The 17,305-nt window shown below is 46.4% G+C and carries 18 protein-coding genes and 1 pseudogene; 18 read left to right on the top strand and 1 reads right to left on the bottom strand.

Annotation, left to right across the window (positions count from 1 at the left end; translation table 11 throughout):
- Positions 1-5 precede the first annotated feature (5 nt).
- From fur to sigF, 15 genes and pseudogenes are all read left to right on the top strand, one after another.
- Positions 6-491, top strand: a complete 486-nt coding sequence (gene fur, locus LOZ80_RS17735) for a ferric iron uptake transcriptional regulator (protein WP_189016936.1) — start codon at positions 6-8, stop codon at positions 489-491.
- A gap of 182 nt (positions 492-673) precedes the next feature.
- Positions 674-1,789 carry an alanine dehydrogenase gene (gene ald, locus LOZ80_RS17730; RefSeq protein ID WP_238173023.1) on the top strand — a complete coding sequence of 372 codons (1,116 nt, stop codon included), beginning with the start codon at positions 674-676 and terminating at the stop codon, positions 1,787-1,789.
- A 57-nt stretch (positions 1,790-1,846) separates the two neighbouring features.
- Positions 1,847-2,086 (top strand): DUF4227 family protein, encoded by a 240-nt coding sequence (locus LOZ80_RS17725; protein WP_238172577.1) that lies wholly within the window; start codon positions 1,847-1,849, stop codon positions 2,084-2,086.
- Between the two features lie 79 nt (positions 2,087-2,165).
- The gene (xerD, locus tag LOZ80_RS17720; RefSeq protein ID WP_443147069.1) at positions 2,166-3,062 is read left to right on the top strand and encodes a site-specific tyrosine recombinase XerD; all 897 of its coding nucleotides are present in this window, start codon (positions 2,166-2,168) and stop codon (positions 3,060-3,062) included.
- Between the two features lie 110 nt (positions 3,063-3,172).
- Positions 3,173-4,348: a phosphopentomutase gene (gene deoB, locus LOZ80_RS17715; RefSeq protein WP_238172575.1), complete on the top strand. Its 1,176-nt coding sequence runs from the start codon at positions 3,173-3,175 to the stop codon at positions 4,346-4,348.
- A 35-nt stretch (positions 4,349-4,383) separates the two neighbouring features.
- Positions 4,384-5,211, top strand: a complete 828-nt coding sequence (locus LOZ80_RS17710; protein WP_238172574.1) for a purine-nucleoside phosphorylase — start codon at positions 4,384-4,386, stop codon at positions 5,209-5,211.
- A gap of 18 nt (positions 5,212-5,229) precedes the next feature.
- Positions 5,230-6,084, top strand: a complete 855-nt coding sequence (locus tag LOZ80_RS17705) for a purine-nucleoside phosphorylase (protein ID WP_238172573.1) — start codon at positions 5,230-5,232, stop codon at positions 6,082-6,084.
- Between the two features lie 152 nt (positions 6,085-6,236).
- The gene (locus LOZ80_RS17700; protein WP_238172572.1) at positions 6,237-6,674 is read left to right on the top strand and encodes a flagellar protein; all 438 of its coding nucleotides are present in this window, start codon (positions 6,237-6,239) and stop codon (positions 6,672-6,674) included.
- A 179-nt stretch (positions 6,675-6,853) separates the two neighbouring features.
- Positions 6,854-7,237, top strand: coding sequence for a cupredoxin domain-containing protein (locus LOZ80_RS17695; RefSeq protein WP_238172571.1), 384 nt, complete (start codon positions 6,854-6,856; stop codon positions 7,235-7,237).
- Between the two features lie 80 nt (positions 7,238-7,317).
- On the top strand, positions 7,318-8,619 hold the full coding sequence (locus tag LOZ80_RS17690; RefSeq protein WP_238172570.1) for a pyrimidine-nucleoside phosphorylase: 1,302 nt from the start codon (positions 7,318-7,320) through the stop codon (positions 8,617-8,619).
- A gap of 678 nt (positions 8,620-9,297) precedes the next feature.
- Positions 9,298-10,475: pseudogene (locus LOZ80_RS17680) on the top strand (IS3 family transposase).
- Between the two features lie 626 nt (positions 10,476-11,101).
- The gene (locus LOZ80_RS17675) at positions 11,102-12,277 is read left to right on the top strand and encodes a D-alanyl-D-alanine carboxypeptidase family protein (RefSeq protein ID WP_443147038.1); all 1,176 of its coding nucleotides are present in this window, start codon (positions 11,102-11,104) and stop codon (positions 12,275-12,277) included.
- 217 nt (positions 12,278-12,494) lie between these two features.
- On the top strand, positions 12,495-12,848 hold the full coding sequence (gene spoIIAA, locus LOZ80_RS17670; protein WP_238172569.1) for an anti-sigma F factor antagonist: 354 nt from the start codon (positions 12,495-12,497) through the stop codon (positions 12,846-12,848).
- Positions 12,845-13,291, top strand: a complete 447-nt coding sequence (gene spoIIAB, locus LOZ80_RS17665; RefSeq protein ID WP_189014179.1) for an anti-sigma F factor — start codon at positions 12,845-12,847, stop codon at positions 13,289-13,291. Before spoIIAA ends, spoIIAB begins: the two co-directional genes overlap by 4 nt.
- A gap of 11 nt (positions 13,292-13,302) precedes the next feature.
- A complete protein-coding gene (sigF, locus tag LOZ80_RS17660) occupies positions 13,303-14,058 on the top strand; it encodes an RNA polymerase sporulation sigma factor SigF (protein ID WP_189014181.1) in 756 nt (251 codons plus the stop codon).
- A 55-nt stretch (positions 14,059-14,113) separates the two neighbouring features.
- Here sigF and LOZ80_RS17655 read toward each other — a convergent pair whose 3' ends face one another.
- Entirely contained in the window at positions 14,114-14,323 is a 210-nt protein-coding gene (locus LOZ80_RS17655) for a DUF378 domain-containing protein (RefSeq protein ID WP_238172568.1), read from the bottom strand.
- Positions 14,324-14,487: 164 nt separating this feature from the next.
- On the opposite strand from LOZ80_RS17655, the gene LOZ80_RS17650 reads away from it, so the two are divergent.
- Genes LOZ80_RS17650 through LOZ80_RS17640 form a run of 3 tightly spaced genes read left to right on the top strand, consistent with a single transcriptional unit; the run spans position 14,488 to position 17,188 of the window.
- Positions 14,488-15,120 (top strand): stage V sporulation protein AA, encoded by a 633-nt coding sequence (locus LOZ80_RS17650; protein ID WP_189014185.1) that lies wholly within the window; start codon positions 14,488-14,490, stop codon positions 15,118-15,120.
- Positions 15,117-15,536 (top strand): stage V sporulation protein AB, encoded by a 420-nt coding sequence (locus tag LOZ80_RS17645; protein WP_238172567.1) that lies wholly within the window; start codon positions 15,117-15,119, stop codon positions 15,534-15,536. The genes LOZ80_RS17650 and LOZ80_RS17645 overlap by 4 nt, the downstream gene beginning before the upstream one ends.
- 23 nt (positions 15,537-15,559) lie before the next feature.
- Complete coding sequence (locus tag LOZ80_RS17640; RefSeq protein WP_238172566.1) at positions 15,560-17,188, top strand: spore germination protein; 1,629 nt, start codon at positions 15,560-15,562, stop codon at positions 17,186-17,188.
- Positions 17,189-17,305: the final 117 nt, after the last annotated feature.

Genomic DNA, 17,305 nt, shown 5'->3' with positions numbered 1-17,305 from the left:
GGCATATGGAAGCAAGGATCGAGAAAATAAAGCAGCAACTGCAATCCCAAGGGTACAAGCTTACCCCTCAACGGGAAGCGACAGTGCGCGTGCTTTTAGAAAATGAACAAGATCATTTAAGCGCGGAAGACGTGTTTATGCTCGTAAAGGATAAAGCTCCGGAGATCGGACTGGCAACGGTATACCGAACTTTGGAGCTGCTGAGCGAACTGCATGTTTTGGAAAAAATGAATTTTGGCGACGGTGTAGCGCGTTACGATTTGCGTGATGACAGTACACGTCACCATCACCATCATTTAATTTGCGTACAATGCGGATCCGTTGATGAAATTATGGAAGACTGGCTCGGACCTTTGGAAGAAAGGTTAGACCGTGATTTCAATTTTCAAGTACTGGATCATCGACTTGATTTTCAAGGTATCTGCTATCGCTGCAACGAACGAGGGAAACCGGACTCATTGGACAAATCCAAAACAACAGTTACGGAATAGAGCTGTTCATAAAAGGAAAATGCCTGTAAGCACATCTTGTGCATACAGGCATTTTTTCATTTGCTTCATATAATGACTACAAAGAGCAGATCGTTCTCCGTTCACATAATTGGACTGTAAGCATGGGCACATTATGACTAATGACCTAGAGGAAGAAGGTAGTCGTTATGACCAAACAGCCGATTGTTATCGGTGTTCCCAAAGAAATTAAAAATAATGAAAGCCGCGTGGCGTTAACGCCCGGAGGAGCAAGCATGCTGCTGGGCGCAGGCCATCAAGTGTTGGTAGAGAGCGGAGCAGGCTTGGGCAGCGGTTTCTTGGATGAGGATTATGCCAAAGAAGGGGCGATCCTGATCCCGGAGGCAGCGGAAATATGGGCTCGCGGAAATATGATCATGAAAGTCAAAGAACCTCTCCCCGCAGAGTATGGCTATTTCAGGGAAGGGCAGCTGCTGTTCACATATTTGCATCTTGCGGCTGCCGGAGATTTGGCGGATCACTTATTGCAAAAGAAAGTGACGGGCATCGCTTATGAAACGATTCAGCTTCCCAACGGATCACTTCCTCTGCTGACACCGATGAGCGAAGTTGCCGGTCGGATGTCTGTACAAATAGGCGCTCACTTTTTGGAACAGTTTTATGGAGGTCGCGGCATTTTGCTTGGCGGTGTCCCAGGCGTACCGCCTGGCAACGTCGTTATTCTGGGTGGAGGCATCGTCGGAACGAATGCTGCTAAGATGGCGCTTGGCCTTGGCGCGAGTGTCGTTATTATTGAACGCAGCGCGGATCGCATGCGAGCGCTTGATGATATTTTTGGAGGTCGACTGAATACGTTGATGTCGAATCCTTTTAACATCGCGAGCGCCGTTCAGAAAGCGGATCTATTAATTGGCGCCGTGCTCATTCCCGGAGCGAGAGCCCCTCGGCTAGTGACGGAAGCGATGGTGCAGAGCATGAAGCCTGGCGCTGTCATTGTGGATGTCGCGGTAGATCAAGGCGGGTCGATAGAAACGATTGATCGGGTCACTACGCACAATGATCCTACCTATGAAAAGCACGGCGTTCTTCATTATGCGGTTGCCAATATGCCTGGTGCTGTCCCGAGGACATCGACGCTGGCACTTACGAATGTCACGCTTCCCTATGCGCTGGAGCTTGCGAATAAAGGCTTCACACAGGCTACTACGGATAACTATCCGCTGCAGCTTGGAGTTAATACCTACATGGGAAGCATCACGCATCCAGCTGTCGCTGAAGCGTTAGGGAAGCCTTATGTCAAGTTGGCAGAGTTGTCATAAACAACCCGCTAGATTCATATCCTGTCCTTAGAGAAGCCAAAGAAATGAGGGCAGGCTATGATATTTTCATATCGGAAATTACTTGTTCGCTTGCGCTATATGCTGCTGTTCATGGCATTGACGGTGATTCTATATCAAGTGATGTTCGTCCTGTCCGGCTGGATTCAGCCTGTAAACAAATATCGAACTCCAACGGGCAAGTCTGTGAAAGTTTTTGATCAGCAAGAGCATGTTTCGTTATCGGACAAAGGGTCGATGAGTCAAAGATTGCGTTTATTTTATTGGTATGGTGAATAATAGAGGAGTTCTCTAATGGATCGTTGAATGCTATCATGAAGAAGATAAGGCATGACACACGAAGGAGAACACCGGCATGATAAAGAATGATCTGCAATCCTTCATCCGATTTTTATCTGTAGAGCGGGGGCTAGCGCGCAATACCCTCGAGTCTTACGAGAGAGACCTGCAGCAATTTGTTGACTATTTACAGCGCCAAGAGATCACAACATGGAAAGATACCAACAAAATGCATATCACCGGCTACCTTTCACAGATGAAATTATTAGGTCGCGCATCGGCAACTTTGTCACGAAACCTGGTTTCCATACGAGCTTTGTTCCAGTTTCTTGTCAAAGAACGAGTGATTGATTCGGACCCATCTATTTATGTCGAAGCCCCTAAGTTAGAGAAGAAGCTGCCTAAGATTCTTTCCATTCAAGAGGTGGAAAAGCTGTTGGATGCGCCGCAGGCAGAAATGGTCAGCGGGGCAAGGGATAAAGCGATGCTGGAGCTGTTGTACGCAACTGGCATACGTGTTACGGAATTGATCTCCTTGAATGTATCCGATGTGAATCTGCAGATGGGTTTTATTCGATGTATTGGTAAAGCGGAGAAGGAGCGTAACATCCCGCTTAGTTCGATTGCGTCTCGATGCTTAACCACATATATTCATAACGATCGGATCAAGATGCTGAAAAAAACAACAGAGGAAGAAGCGCTGTTTATTGGGCATTTGGGAACAAGAATGACAAGACAGGGCTTTTGGAAAATTCTCAAGCGGTATGCCAAAGAGATGGATATTGCAAGCGATATCTCGCCACATGCGCTGAGACATTCTTTTGCGGCTCATTTGATTGAGAATGGAGCAGATCTGAGATCTGTGCAAGAGATGCTCGGTCACTCCGATATTTCATCAACCCAAATGTATGTGCAAGTTGCCAAGCTCAAGATGAAGGATGTTTATAACTCGGCACATCCCCGAGCGAATATGTAAAGCCAAGCAGCGGCGGTTTCCGAAAGGAGAAGCTGCTGTTTTGCATTCAAGGAGCAGAAGTGAGATAATTAAGGGTGGATAACATTAGGAATTGATTTGGAGGGACTAACGTGCGCTTTGAACGAATCAGTTTAATCGTATTGGATAGTGTAGGCATCGGCGAACTACCGGATGCCAAACAATTTGGCGACAGCGGGGCCCACACACTTGGACATATCGCAGAAAGAGTAAGTGGTTTTGCCCTTCCTAACTTACAGCGGATGGGCTTAGGAAGTATTGCAGATATCAAAGGTATTCCAGCAGCGGATGCGCCTGAAAGCTATTATGGCAAGATGGCGGAAGTCTCCGTTGGCAAGGATACCATGACAGGTCATTGGGAATTGATGGGCTTGCGTATTTCAACACCATTTAATGTATATCCAGATGGATTTCCGGCAGCTCTGATTGATCAATTCGAGCAGGAGACAGGTCGTAAAGTCATCGGCAATAAGCCTGCGTCGGGGACGGAGATCCTTGATGAGCTTGGCGAGGAACAAATGAAAACGGGGGCCTGGATTGTTTACACCTCTGCGGACAGTGTCTTTCAGTTAGCGGCACACGAAGAAATCATCCCATTGGATGAGCTCTACCGAGCCTGTGAAATTGCGAGAAGATTAACGATGCAGGATGAATTTGCGGTTGGCAGAGTCATCGCGAGACCTTACCTAGGTGAGCCAGGCGCATTTAAGCGCACGCCGAATCGGCATGATTATGCGGTTAAGCCTCCTGCGCCAACGGTGATGAACCATCTGAAGGATGCGGGTCTAGATGTGATTGCAATTGGCAAAATCAATGATATTTTTGATGGGGAAGGCGTTACGCAAACGAGTTCTACCAAGAGCAACCTGGATGGGATTCACAAGACCATTGAAGTTTTGGGAACTTCGTTCAAAGGGCTGGCGTTCACGAATCTGGTGGATTTTGATTCCCTGTACGGTCACCGTCGTGACCCGGAAGGATACGGCCGCGCGCTGGAGGAGTTTGACAGCTTCGTGCCGCAGCTCAAAGCAGGATTAGGTCCCAAGGATCTGTTGATTTTGACCGCAGATCATGGGAATGATCCCATTCATGCCGGAACAGACCACACACGCGAATACGTTCCTATTTTGCTGTACAGTCCGAGCTTCGAGTCGCCGGCTTCACTTGGGATTCGTGGAACATTTGCGGATTTGGGCGCGACAATTGCGGATAATTTCGGCGTAAAGGCAACTGATCAAGGCGAAAGTTTCTTGTCACTTTTAAAATAAACGGTAATTGACTAATTTTCAGGAGGAATTAACCTATGTCCGATAGTACGATGATTCAGAAGATCCAAGAGGCAGCAGCCTTTATTAGTAAAGAAACGAATATCAAACCTCAAATTGGTCTTATTCTTGGTTCAGGACTTGGCGTCCTTGCTGATTTGATCGAACAACCCATCGTGGTGGATTATTCCCGAATTCCTCATTTTCCTGTCTCTACAGTAGAGGGGCATGCCGGCGAGTTAGTTGTTGGTACGATTCAAGGGAAGTCCGTCTTGATCATGAAGGGCCGTTTCCATGCCTATGAAGGCTATGGCGCAGAAACCGTTTCATTCCCTGTCAGAGTGATGAAAGAACTCGGCATTGAAACACTGATCGTCACGAATGCCGCTGGAGGAATTAATGAATCCTATCAAGTTGGCGATCTGATGGTCATTAGTGATCACTTGAATTTGACGTACCGCAACCCGCTTATCGGTCCTAATGACAACGCGCTTGGCGTGCGCTTTCCAGATATGTCCGAAGCTTACAGCAAACGTCTGCGCAAGCTGGCGCATGATGTGGCGGCTTCCCAAGATTTCAAACTGCAAGAAGGTGTGTACGTAGGTTTGCTTGGCCCCAATTATGAAACTCCGGCAGAAATTCGTATGTTCCGCACACTAGGCGGAGATTCAGTAGGGATGTCGACAGTTCCCGAAGTTATCGTAGCTCGTCACGCAGGTATCGAAGTGCTAGGCTTCTCTTGTATTTCCAACATGGCTTCCGGTATTTTGGATCAACCGCTTTCTCATGCAGAAGTGATGGAAACTACGGAGAAAGTTAAACCTAAGTTTTTGAAATTAGTCCTCGGCATCATTGAGGCACTTTAATCAGAAGAGGAGATCATCATGGAATTAACGTACATAGAGAAGATCAAAGAAGCAGCAAGTTTTATTCAAAAGAAGTTAGGTACCGTGCAACCCGTCATCGGACTCGTCCTTGGGTCAGGTCTAGGCGATATGGCCAATCAGGTTGAAAATCCAGTTGCGATCGATTACAGTGAGGTTCCTCATTTCCCTGTGTCCACGGTGGAAGGCCATGAAGGCCGCTTTGTAGCGGGGACCTTGGAAGGGAAACAAGTGATCGTAATGCAGGGGCGCTTTCATTATTATGAAGGCTACAATATGAAAAAGGTTGTATTCCCTGTCTATGTGATGAAAGCTATCGGTGTCCAGACGGTCGTTATGACGAATGCCGCTGGCGGGATGAATCGCTCGTTCCAAGCGGGAGATCTGATGGTCATCAGCGATCATTTGAACATGACTGGCGACAATCCGCTGATTGGTCCCAACCATCAAGAGCTGGGCGTTCGTTTCCCTGATATGTCGGAAGCTTATAACCGTGAATATCGCAAGCTTGCACACGAGCTCGCTAAGAGCGTAGTAGGCGATGATGGCGCACCGCTTAAACTGCAAGAAGGCGTATATGCGGGAATTACAGGTCCTACTTACTGTACGCCGGCAGAACTGACGATGCTGGCACGAGTAGGCGGAGATGCTATTGGTATGTCTACCGTTGCTGAGGTCATTGCTGCGCGCCATTCAGGGCTCAAAGTATTAGGTATCTCTTGCATTACCGACATGGCGGTAGGCGAAGAACTAGAGCCTCTGACGCATGAACAGGTGGTTGCCGTGGCAAATCGCACGAAGCCGAAGTTCATCGCTTTGGTCAAGGCATTTGTCAGGGAAGTTAAACTAGGATAAGATGGTTTGATTTTTTATCAATTTTTAATGAAATTTAGCATCTGGAGACCTATGAATTGCCGGAGAGTCATGCTAGAATATAGTCAATTAGAACTATATTTGAAGGCGTCCTAGCTAAGGATACCTATTCCATAACAAGGATGTGGTGGAGCATGGCCATCCCACAATTATCGGTAGCCAACTGTCCGCGCTGCGGAAAAGTGTTTCAGAAAAATTTGCGCAATCAATGTTCCGACTGCAGTTATAGCATGGATGGGATTCTAACGAACACCTTGGAATTTTTGCGGAGAAATTATCGTGCAACCAATGCACAGGTCAATGCTGCAACTGGCGTTAGCCCAGAGCAACTGTATGTATGGATCAAAGAGGGCAAGCTGCATCTGAGTGACTATCCGAATTTGAACTATCCTTGCGCATCGTGCTCCAAACCGATCCGTCAACAGAAGATGTGCTCAGACTGCACATCTCGGATTACGCGTGATATCCGGGAACTGAAGGACAAAGATCAAAGTTTCCAGGTGCTGCGCAGGGATAAGCAAACGGTCTCAAGCGGCGGTTTCCAAATCCGGGAAAGATTAAGAGGCGTGTAATTTGCCGGCAGATGGGCAATAGTAAGAGTAACATCCCCCCTTGCAGGGGGATGTTTTTACGAAAGGCTCATTCACAATTCTGTCACAAAATATTCAATGATTTGCCACTAACTATGTATGTGAATGTCTTGAGTTGTTAGGTAGAATAGATAAGTGAACACATGATGAGGGGGATATGCATGCAAAAGTGGATTTTCTTTGTACTATTTATACTTGCGGGCGCATTGGGGCTGGGAGTCCTCTTTCAAGATATTTCTGATCGCCAGGAGGCGAAGGAAGCGGATGCTGCCTCTAGCAAAATTCAGCAACTTAAAATTGTGGCTTCCAACTGGCAGTTCGATCAAGCTGATTTCACAGTAAAAAGCGGCGAGCCAACGAAAGTTTCCTTATCCTTAAAAGAAGGCGTTCATGCCATCGAAATCCAAGGTTTGGGTATCAAGTTGGATAAAGAGAACCCGTCCAAAGAAGTAACTTTCGACAAACCGGGTACGTATGAAATTGATTGTGTGCTTCCTTGCGGTGAAGGACATGCTAAAATGAAATCTAAACTTGTTGTACAATAAGAAGACAGCAAGACAGAAGGGGGCCTAACAGCTCCCTTTTTTCGATTTTGAGTTTAGAGAAACATGGAGGAGACGATAGCATGAGAATGGTCGATTTAATACATAAAAAGCGTTCTGGTGATGGGCTTAGCGATCAAGAAATAGGATTTATTGTGAGCGGCTACACGAATGGCGATATTCCGGATTATCAAATGTCCGCCTTCTTGATGGCGATCTTCTTCAACGGGATGTCGAGCGAAGAGATTTCAGCGCTAACGATGGCGATGGCTGGATCGGGCGAAATGATTGATTTATCTGAAATCGCAGGAATTAAAGTCGATAAACACTCAACCGGCGGAGTTGGCGATAAAATCAGCTTGATTGTTGGTCCAATCGTAGCTTCGCTAGGCGTTCCAGTTGCCAAAATGTCGGGCAGAGGCTTGGGACATACGGGCGGCACGGTTGATAAGCTGGAGTCGATTCCTGGATTCCAGATCGAATTGACGAAGGAAGCCTTTATTGAAGCGGTGAACACGAATAAAATTGCGATTGTTGGCCAGAGTGGAAACCTTGCTCCAGCGGATAAGAAAATGTATGCGCTGCGTGACGTGACAGCAACTGTCGATTCGATCCCGCTCATTGCGAGCTCGATCATGAGCAAGAAAATTGCTTCTGGTGCCGATGCAATCGTTCTCGATGTGAAAATCGGATCCGGGGCTTTCATGAAAACGGTCGAGGATGCGCGTGTGCTAGCCCGTACGATGGTGGACATCGGGAAGAAGCTGAATCGTTATACGATTGCGATGATTACGGATATGGAGCAGCCGCTTGGACGCGAAATTGGAAACGCCAACGAAATTCGCGAATCCATTGAGGTTCTGCGCGGCACCGGAGATAAGGACCTTACGGAGGTGGCTATCTCCGTTGCCGCCTATATGGCTGTGCTGGGCAAAGTGTTTAGCAGCTTCGAAGAAGCGCAGGAAGCGGTTCGAGACATCGTTTCGCAGGGGAAAGCGATTGACACCTTCAAACGTTTCGTAGCGAGCCAAGGCGGCGATCCTAATGTGGTCGATCAGCCTGAGCTGCTGCCGACGGCTGCGTATCATTTTGAAGTACTTGCGGAGCAAGATGGCTTTGTGAATCAGATAGATGCGGAGCATATCGGTATTGCCGCTATGCTGCTGGGAGCGGGTCGCGCAAAGAAAGAAGACCAAATTGATTACGCAGTAGGGCTTACATTGAATAAAAAAATCGGGGATGCGGTAAAAGTCGGCGAATCCCTCTGTACCCTTCATGCGAATCGTCAAGAAGTACAGGAAGTTGTAACGATGATTCAGCATGCTTACCGTATCGAGAGCGGTGAACCGGCGCCGGTGCAATTAATTTATGATGTTATAGTTTAAATTTGGATAGGACCTTAATCGCACATGTTGATGTGGCGGTTGGGGTCTTTTGTTTGTTCGGGGGAAGTGAGGCTTACCCAAAATGAAACTTACCCATGTTTTCGTGCTGAGCGCGAATGAATATTCACCAAGCTTGCAATAAGGGAACCATTCAGACGGTTCGATTGGAAAATAAGGCAACCGAACGAGGGTGCTTACTGAGCGAATGGCTGCTGTTTTGGTGGCGGCATAAGCAAGGCAGGAGTGTTTATTGTTCGTTCTTGAGCTCAGAAGTTTTCTTATGAACTCAACAACGCTTATTAGATCAAACTGGGCTGTTTAGAGAAGATAACGAACTCCATCTGCGTTAATTCGTGTGAGAAGTCAGCTTTCCGCCTCAATACTACTCGATAACGTCAATGCAGCTCGTTAGTTCAACAAAGAAGCTATTTACACGCAAATAAGCTTCATACAGTTCGTAAGAAGCGCAGGTTGATTTTGAGGCGGCTGTAAGGTTGAAATTCAAGCTTAACCGCGCGCGCTGCACTTTCTCCGCCTTTAACGCTGTTTTGCAGCGTTAAAGCGGACGCAGAGGCGGCAGATGCCACAGTAAGGTTGAAAATGCATTTAGACTTAACAGTGGACACAGCGAATTGGGAAATTAGATAATAGACCTATCTAAATGACGAGGTGTCCGAGATGAGTGAATTCCGCCAACGGTACAATCAAAAGTTCAAAGAAGAAACGGTTAAGTACATTCAACAACATAGTAAATCGATTCCGGATATTGCAAACGAACTGAACATTCCAGCGAAAACATTGAGCAGTTGGGTCAGTAAATATCGCCAATTTCCAGATGAGCCCTTCGTAGGAAGTGGCAATCTACGTAGCCATGACCAGATCATGAAAGACTTGGAACAACGCAACAAAGACCTAGAGGAAGAACTAGCTATCTTAAAAAAGGCGCTGCACATCTTCAGCAAAGACCCGAAGTGAGATTCAAGTTCATTGATGACCACCGTTCAACATTTCGAGTTGAGAAGATGTGCAGCGTACTAGGTGTATCCAAGAGCGGCTATTATAAATGGCGAACCACACCCCCAAGTGAGCGGAAAAAGTACCGCGAAGCGTTGGCTAAAGAGGTGGAAAAGGAGTACTTGGAATCGGATCGGAATTACGGGAGTCCGAAAATTACAAAGGAACTGAGAAAGAAAGGTTTCAAAGTCGCTGTCAAAACGGTTGGGCGTATCATGAAAAAGAAGGGTTTACGCTCACAAGCTATAGGGAAATTCAAGGTGCAAACAACGGATTCCAATCACAGCCACCCGATTGCGCCAAATTGGTTAAATCAGCATTTTGATGTGTGTACAAGACCGAATCAAGTATGGGTTACCGACATCACGTACATCCATACACGTCAAGGAAACCTTTATTTAGCAAGCGTTCTTGACTTGTTTACCCGCAAAATCGTTGGCTGGCAGCTGGGCAATCGTATGACCGTGGAACTGACGCTAGACGCCTTAAATCAAGCATACGAAGCCAAAAGGCCGCCTAAAGGCCTTATCCATCATTCAGACCGAGGATCGCAGTATGCATCTAATGAGTACCGTAAACAACTGAAAGAATACCATATGATTCGTAGTATGAGCCGTAAAGGCAATTGCTACGATAACGCTTGTATAGAGGCTTTTCACAGCATTCTCAAGCGGGAATTGGTGTACAGATATAAATTTCAAAGCCGCCAAGAAGCACACCAACGAATCTACTGGTACATTGAGTTTTTCTACAACAGGAAACGTACGCACAGCAAGCTTGGCTATTTGTCTCCAGACAAGTTTGAATCCCAGTACTACAAGCAAATAAAACTGATTTCTTAGCTCTTTTTTTTGTGTCCACTCTATTGACTCAGATACAAAATCAACCTTAACGCATCTGAAATCCGCTCGCGCTGCACTTTCTCCGCCTTTAACGCTGTTTCACAGCGTTAAAGCGGACGCAGAGGCGGCAGATGCCACAGTAAGGTTGAAATTCAACCTTACGTATCTGAAAATCCGCTCGCGCTGCACTTTCTCCGCCTTTAACGCTGTTTCACGGCGTTAAAGCGGACGCAGAGGCGGCAGATGCCACGTTAAGGTTGAAATTCAACCTTAACGCATCTGAAAATCCGCTCGCGCTGCACTTTCTCCGCCTTTAACGCTGTTTCACAGCGTTAAAGCGGACGCAGAGGCGGCAGATGCCATAGTAAGGTTGAAATTCAACCTTACGCATCTGAAAAGCCGCTCGCGCTGCACTTTCTCTGCCTTTAACGCTGTTTCACAGCGTTAAAGCACTCCCTCACAGCGTCCGCAGACACCGCTGTAAGCAGCGGCGCTAAGTGCAAGATCATCTTTATTTTCCTTGTCTTGGAATATTTTGATGTGAAATCGTCAAGACTGATTAGCAGTCATTCAAGCTGCAAGTGTCAGGCTTTCACTTCATCTATCACAGGAGGGGTACAATTGCTATGCGTAAAAAAGGGCTAATTAGTTTTATCTGTTTTCAACTCTGTTTGATGCTTCTCGTACCGGCGGCTTTTGCCGAAGAGAAGAAGGCACCTACGGTTGATTTGACACCGAATGCCCAATCTGCTGTTTTAATGGATGCCGACACAGGTACGGTTATCGCTGAGAAAAATAAAGATACCAAGCTGCCGCCAGCAAGTATTACGAAAATCATGACGATGCTTTTGATCATGGAAGCCATCGATAAGGGCAATATCAAGATGGACGAGAAAGTTAGCGTCAGTGAATATGCCGCTTCGATGGGTGGCTCACAGATCTTTCTGGAGCCAGGCGAGGAAATGACTGTTCAAGAGATGCTCAAAGGGATCGCGATGGCATCTGGCAACGATGCTTCAGTTGCTATGGCAGAGAAAATTGCCGGCTCAGAAGAAAATTTCGTGCAAATGATGAATGAGCGGGCGCAGCAGTTAGGTATGAAAAACACGCATTTCTCCAACTGCAACGGCTTGCCGGTGGCAAATCACTATACAACTGCGAACGATATCGCCGTCATGTCACGTGAATTGCTTAAGCATGAGGGCATTACGAAATTTACCGGTGCTTATCAGGATTATTTGCGCAAAGAAACGGCTAATCCATTCTGGCTGGTAAATACAAATAAGCTTGTTCGTTTCTATAGCGGGGCAGATGGCTTGAAAACAGGCTATACTAGCGAAGCGAAATTCTGTTTGTCGGCAACTGCGAAACGGGATAATTTTCGCGTTGTAGCAGTTGTGCTTGGCGAGCCGAATACCAAAACGCGTAATGCCGAAGTGACCAAGCTTTTTGATTATGCTTTTGCTCAATATACGAACTACCCTTTGTTTAAATCAGGTGACAGCTTAGGGGATTTCAAAGTAAATAAAGGGCAGATTTCGACAGTTCCGCTTGTGGCCAAGCAGAATTATAGCATTTTAATGAAAAAGGGCACACCGACTGAAAGCATTCGACATGAGCTGCAGTTGGATTCCAATATTAAAGCGCCTATTACGATGGGACAACCGATAGGCAGAATTATTGTCTACAATGGAGACAATGTGCTGTCGGAGTACCCATTAGAGTCACCTGTTGCCGTAGATAAAGCCTCGTGGTGGATGTTATTTAAACGGACAACGGTGCAGATGTTCACGACGAATTAGCAACGGGTTAACAGCGAATGAACAGCGACTTTTCGCGAATTATCGCAGTTTTGTTCTACTTTTAGCAGTTTTCTTCTAGTTTTGTCGGGGGGCAGGATATTCACTCTCAGCTGTAGAAACTTATGTTTCATGACCTAATATAGGGATTTCTGAACTGAGTCAAGGAATAAAGATTCTTGAACAGTTCAAAGTCTCTCAGCTGAGAGGAGTGAACAGGTTGAGCCTGCAAATTGAATTTGAGCAAGGCCGAAGGGCGCTGATTGTTAGACTGAAGGGTGAGCTGGATCATCACACAGCAGATAGTGTGAAGGCTAGGATGGAAGAAGCGATTGCCAAAGAGCACACGCCGCATCTGATTCTTAGTTTGAAGGATCTTTCTTTCATGGATAGCTCAGGTCTAGGTGTTATTCTCGGTCGTTACAAGCAAATTACGGGTAAAGGCGGTAAAATGGTCGTCTGTGATGTCGCTCCTGCTGTTTACCGCTTGTTTGAACTTTCGGGAATGTTCAAGATTGTTTCAATTCAAGACAACGAGCGCAATGCAATGTCCAGTCTGGAGGTTGCACTATGAGTGAACATAACTTTATGTCGCTGCAATTTGCCAGCCGTTCCGAGAATGAAGCTTTTGCCCGTGTTGCTGTTGCTGCTTTTGTCTCTCAACTGGATCCTACGCTCAATGAATTAACCGATATCAAAACCGTCGTGTCTGAAGCCGTAACGAACTCCATCATTCATGGTTACAATAATCAAACGGATGGTGTCATTACAATTACTACGCAAATTGATGATGATGTGGTGCGAATCACCATTGAGGATCAAGGCTCAGGCATTGCGGATCTAGAACAGGCCAAAGAGCCTCTGTATACATCCAAACCAGAGCTGGAACGTTCTGGGATGGGATTCACGATTATGGAAAATTTCATGGACGAAGTGGAAGTTGTGACGGCCGTCGGAATCGGAACCAAAATAAACATGTTGAAGCGAATTGAATCTAAAAAAGCTTTATACAATTAGGGGTTTGATCTATGGATGTCGATCTGAAGCATGCTTCTCATAGTTATTTAGACGATTCGGAAGTCAAACGGTTAATCGCCCTCAGCCAATCCGGAGATGGACTCGCTAGAGAAACACTCGTCAGCTGCAATATCCGCTTGGTCTGGTCCGTGGTTCAACGCTTTTTGAACCGTGGTTACGAAGCCGAAGACTTGTTCCAGATCGGTTGCATCGGGCTGCTTAAGTCCGTTGATAAATTCGATCTTTCTTATGATGTGAAGTTCTCAACGTATGCCGTGCCGATGATCATCGGCGAAATACAGCGCTTCCTGCGTGATGACGGAACGCTCAAAGTCAGCCGCTCGCTCAAGGAGCTGGCTAATAAAATTCGCAAGACGAAGGATGAGCTGTCCAAGCGTCTTGGACGCCTTCCAACGATTAAAGAAGTGGCGGAAGAGCTAATGATTACGCCGGAGGAAGTTGTTTTCGCGCAAGAAGCGAACAAACCGCTTTCCTCGATTCATGAGACAGTCTTCGAGAATGATGGCGATCCCATAACGTTAATGGATCAAATCTCCGATGACTCCGGTGAGAAATGGTTTGAAAAGCTAGCTTTGAATGAAGCGATTGGAACGCTTTCCGAGCGGGAACGGCTTATTGTGTATCTCCGTTATTTCCGTGATCAAACACAGTCAGAGGTGGCCAGCAGGCTAGGCATTTCCCAAGTGCAGGTCTCCCGTCTAGAGAAGAAAATTTTGCAATCGATCAAGGATCAAATTGCCCAGTAACGAGCAAAAAACCGTTCTCCCATGGAGAGCGGTTTTTTGGTATATACCCTATTCATTAGCGGACAGCTCGTCTGTCATCACCATAAAATCTTACGCAGAATATGCCGCATAAGCCAACAATCGTGTAGATGACGCGACTTAATCCAGAAGATTCTCTATGCGAATCCCCACCGAGCAAAGCAGATACTAAATCCCATTCGAAGAGCCCAACCAAAAGCCAATTCAACGCACCAATAATAACTAGCGTTAATGCGAGTTTTGCCATGTTATCACCTTCTTTATATGGAATAAGTGATCGTTATTCATTGTTACTATGCCAAAAGTCTGACATCTTTATTCCTGGAGAATTTACCATTGAGCAGCGTGTTTATGGGAAGGAAAGATTTTGCATACTACTCCTATACCTGGATGCCCAAAGGGAGTGAGACTATGGTCCAGAATGGAGCTCCATATCTCTATATCAGGCTTCGCCGAAAAGCCAGTGTGCGCAAAGGGAATGTTGTCAAGCTGAATCAAATCGCACAGATTATCGTTGAGCCGGAATATGAAGATGCATTGAATGGATTGATTATTCACAAACCGCAACATGAGGATGGCAACAGGGTCTTGATTGATATGATGCTGATTGTCCGCAAAGTGAAGAACTTGTTCCCTGAGCTGCAAATTGAACATTTCGGAGAACCTCACGTGCTCCTTGAAATCTATTCGGACAATAAAAAGGCAAGCCCTGTTTTAATCGGGCTGGTCTGGTTGTTGTTGTTCATTGGCTCAGGACTGGCCATCATGAATTTTCACGCCGATGTTTCCATGCTCGTCGTCCATCAACGGATTTATGAGCTGATGACAGGCAAGAAAGTTGAGCATCCGCTTATTTTACAAATTCCTTATTCGCTCGGTATTGGGGTGGGTATGGTTATTTTCTTTAATCATCTTTTCAAAAAGAAATTCAATGAAGAACCAAGTCCGCTTGAAGTAGAAATGTTCATGTACCAAGAAAATATTAACCATTATGTGATTACGGAGGAATACGTGAAAATCCATGAGGAAGGAGAAACGAAGTGACGTTCCTTGGGGAAGTGCTCTTGACCGCCTTCATCGGGTTAGCAGGGGGGATTGCGGTTGGAAGTGGCATGGTAGCTTTCCTGGTCGTGCTGGATATCATTCCGCGGCTGGCGCAGATCACGCGCTCTTTCTCCAACATCCGCAGCTATGAAGCGGCAGTTGTATGGGGTTCCCTCATATTCACATGGTTGGATTTCAGTGAAATCAAGCTTCCGCTTTTCCCGTTGAGCACAGCCTTGGTGGGCGTATTTGCTGGCTGTTTCGTAGGGATGCTGGCAGCAGCTTTAACAGAAATTATCAATGTGCTGCCTATTCTGGCCAAACGAGTTGGTATGGGGTCTTATATGATTATTTTCCTGATGGCAATGATATTTGGCAAGGTGTTCGGCTCGTTGTTTGAGTGGTTATTTTATTAACGTGTGAAAGTGAGGCGCATCAAATGAAGTTCATCGTAAAAAAAGGAAGCAGCTCGGAAAACGAAGCGTCGAATGATAAGCGAGATCAATCGAATAAGGCCCAGTCGGATAAATTGGCCATTGATGAGGAAGGAAATCTTTCTCCCTATAATCCAGTCACTGACATGACGCCTCAGGAGAAGGCATACAAAATTCAAGAAGACATTCCTCGCAGCTTACGGGAAATCCAAAGGGTGTTAGAAGAGCGTGTTGGCTTGAATCGGAGCTTTGATCTTATTTTACGTGAAATGGTTTTCGGTTCCAAACGGGTCGGCATCTTTTATTGCAATGGTTTTGCCAAAGATACGGTGCTTACGGATATTATTACGAGACTTACCTATGCGGACAAAGAAGCCGTATCTCATCATACGCTCGAAGCTTTTATAGAAAAGCTGATCCCGCATATTCAAGTTAAGTCCTATAAAAAAATGTCCGAGATTGTAGGGCAGGTCTTAATGGGAGGGACGGCCTTCTTCATAGAAGGCGAGAGTGCTGCGATTACGGTAGATGCCAAAAACTTTCCCGTTCGCTCGATTGCAGAACCTGATTTGGAACGTGTGGTCCGCGGTGCTCGCGATGGCTTCGTAGAAACATTGCTCATCAATGTTACGTTGGTAAGACGAAGAATCCGGGACGAAAGATTCAAGCTTGAAATCATGCAAATCGGGAAGCGGACGAAGACGGATGTTTGTATTGGCTACATCAATGACATCGCTAATGCGGACTTGGTTCAAGCCGTCAAGGATAAAATTAAAGCTGTCGAGATCGATGGGCTGCCGCTTGCAGAGAAACAGTTGGAAGAAGCCATCGTGAACAAAGGATGGAATCCTTATCCAATGGTGCGTTATTCGGAGCGTCCAGACGTTGTCGCTGCGCATTTGCTGGAAGGGCATGTTTGCGTATTTGTAGACACTTCACCAAGTGTCATGATATTGCCGACAACGTTCTTTCATCATGTGCAGCATGCGGAGGAATACCGGCAAACGCCATTTATTGGAACCTATCTAAGATGGGTCCGTTTTGTAGGCATAATGGCTTCGATTTTTTTGCTGCCGCTCTGGTTTATGATGGTGATGGATCCATCGCTCAAACCAGCGGGACTTGAATTCCTCGGCCCGCAGAAAGAAGGGACTTTACCGCTATTGGTCCAGTTTCTACTTGCCGATATCGGAATCGATTTGATGCGGATGGCTGCCGTACATACCCCGACGCCGCTTGCGACTGCAATGGGCTTGGTGGCGGCTATCTTGGTTGGTGATATCGCAGTCAAGACCGGCTTGTTCATCAATGAGGTTATTCTCTATTTGGCGCTTGCGTCGATAGGAATGTTTGCAACACCTAGTTATGAATTAGGGCTTGCTAACCGCATCGTCAGGTTAGCGCTCCTCATCGTTGTAGCGATCTTCCATGTGCCGGGTTTTGTAGTAGGATCTACACTGTGGTTGATCCTGCTCGCAACCCGCAAATCGTATGATGCGCCTTACATGTGGCCATTCCTGCCGTTTAATGCCAAGAGCTTTTTCTCCATTCTTGTTCGCCGTCCAGTCTTGGCCGGGAAAACGCGATTAAGCATTACGAAGCCGATCGACGGTACTCGTCAGCCTAAGAAGTAGTCCAAGAAAAGGGGCCAAGGCCGTTGTGCCCTTTTTCTTTTTATGTCGAAGAGTGTATTGTCAAAAGAGCTTTCCCTATGGTACTTTAAGTAGTAATGCGCATTGCCGCTAACGCGG

The sequence above is a fragment of the Paenibacillus sp. HWE-109 genome, from assembly GCF_022163125.1.
Classification (GTDB): Bacteria; Bacillota; Bacilli; order Paenibacillales; family NBRC-103111; genus Paenibacillus_E.
The sequence above is the reverse complement of the archived record's forward strand: the minus strand, read 5'-3'. Positions and strand labels throughout refer to the sequence as shown.

Bases quoted from the DNA above. Each gene is read 5' to 3' on its own strand.
- LOZ80_RS17650 (WP_189014185.1), top strand. From the start codon at position 14,488: ATGGTCCAGAATGGAGCTCCATATCTCTATATCAGGCTTCGCCGAAAA.
- spoIIAB (WP_189014179.1), top strand. From the start codon at position 12,845: ATGAGTGAACATAACTTTATGTCGCTGCAATTTGCCAGCCGTTCCGAG.
- LOZ80_RS17710 (WP_238172574.1), top strand. From the start codon at position 4,384: ATGTCCGATAGTACGATGATTCAGAAGATCCAAGAGGCAGCAGCCTTT.
- LOZ80_RS17675 (WP_443147038.1), top strand. From the start codon at position 11,102: ATGCGTAAAAAAGGGCTAATTAGTTTTATCTGTTTTCAACTCTGTTTG.
- LOZ80_RS17695 (WP_238172571.1), top strand. From the start codon at position 6,854: ATGCAAAAGTGGATTTTCTTTGTACTATTTATACTTGCGGGCGCATTG.
- LOZ80_RS17640 (WP_238172566.1), top strand. From the start codon at position 15,560: ATGAAGTTCATCGTAAAAAAAGGAAGCAGCTCGGAAAACGAAGCGTCG.
- LOZ80_RS17700 (WP_238172572.1), top strand. From the start codon at position 6,237: ATGGCCATCCCACAATTATCGGTAGCCAACTGTCCGCGCTGCGGAAAA.
- fur (WP_189016936.1), top strand. From the start codon at position 6: ATGGAAGCAAGGATCGAGAAAATAAAGCAGCAACTGCAATCCCAAGGG.
- LOZ80_RS17655 (WP_238172568.1), bottom strand. From the start codon at position 14,323: ATGGCAAAACTCGCATTAACGCTAGTTATTATTGGTGCGTTGAATTGG.
- LOZ80_RS17725 (WP_238172577.1), top strand. From the start codon at position 1,847: ATGATATTTTCATATCGGAAATTACTTGTTCGCTTGCGCTATATGCTG.
- LOZ80_RS17705 (WP_238172573.1), top strand. From the start codon at position 5,230: ATGGAATTAACGTACATAGAGAAGATCAAAGAAGCAGCAAGTTTTATT.
- LOZ80_RS17690 (WP_238172570.1), top strand. From the start codon at position 7,318: ATGAGAATGGTCGATTTAATACATAAAAAGCGTTCTGGTGATGGGCTT.
- sigF (WP_189014181.1), top strand. From the start codon at position 13,303: ATGGATGTCGATCTGAAGCATGCTTCTCATAGTTATTTAGACGATTCG.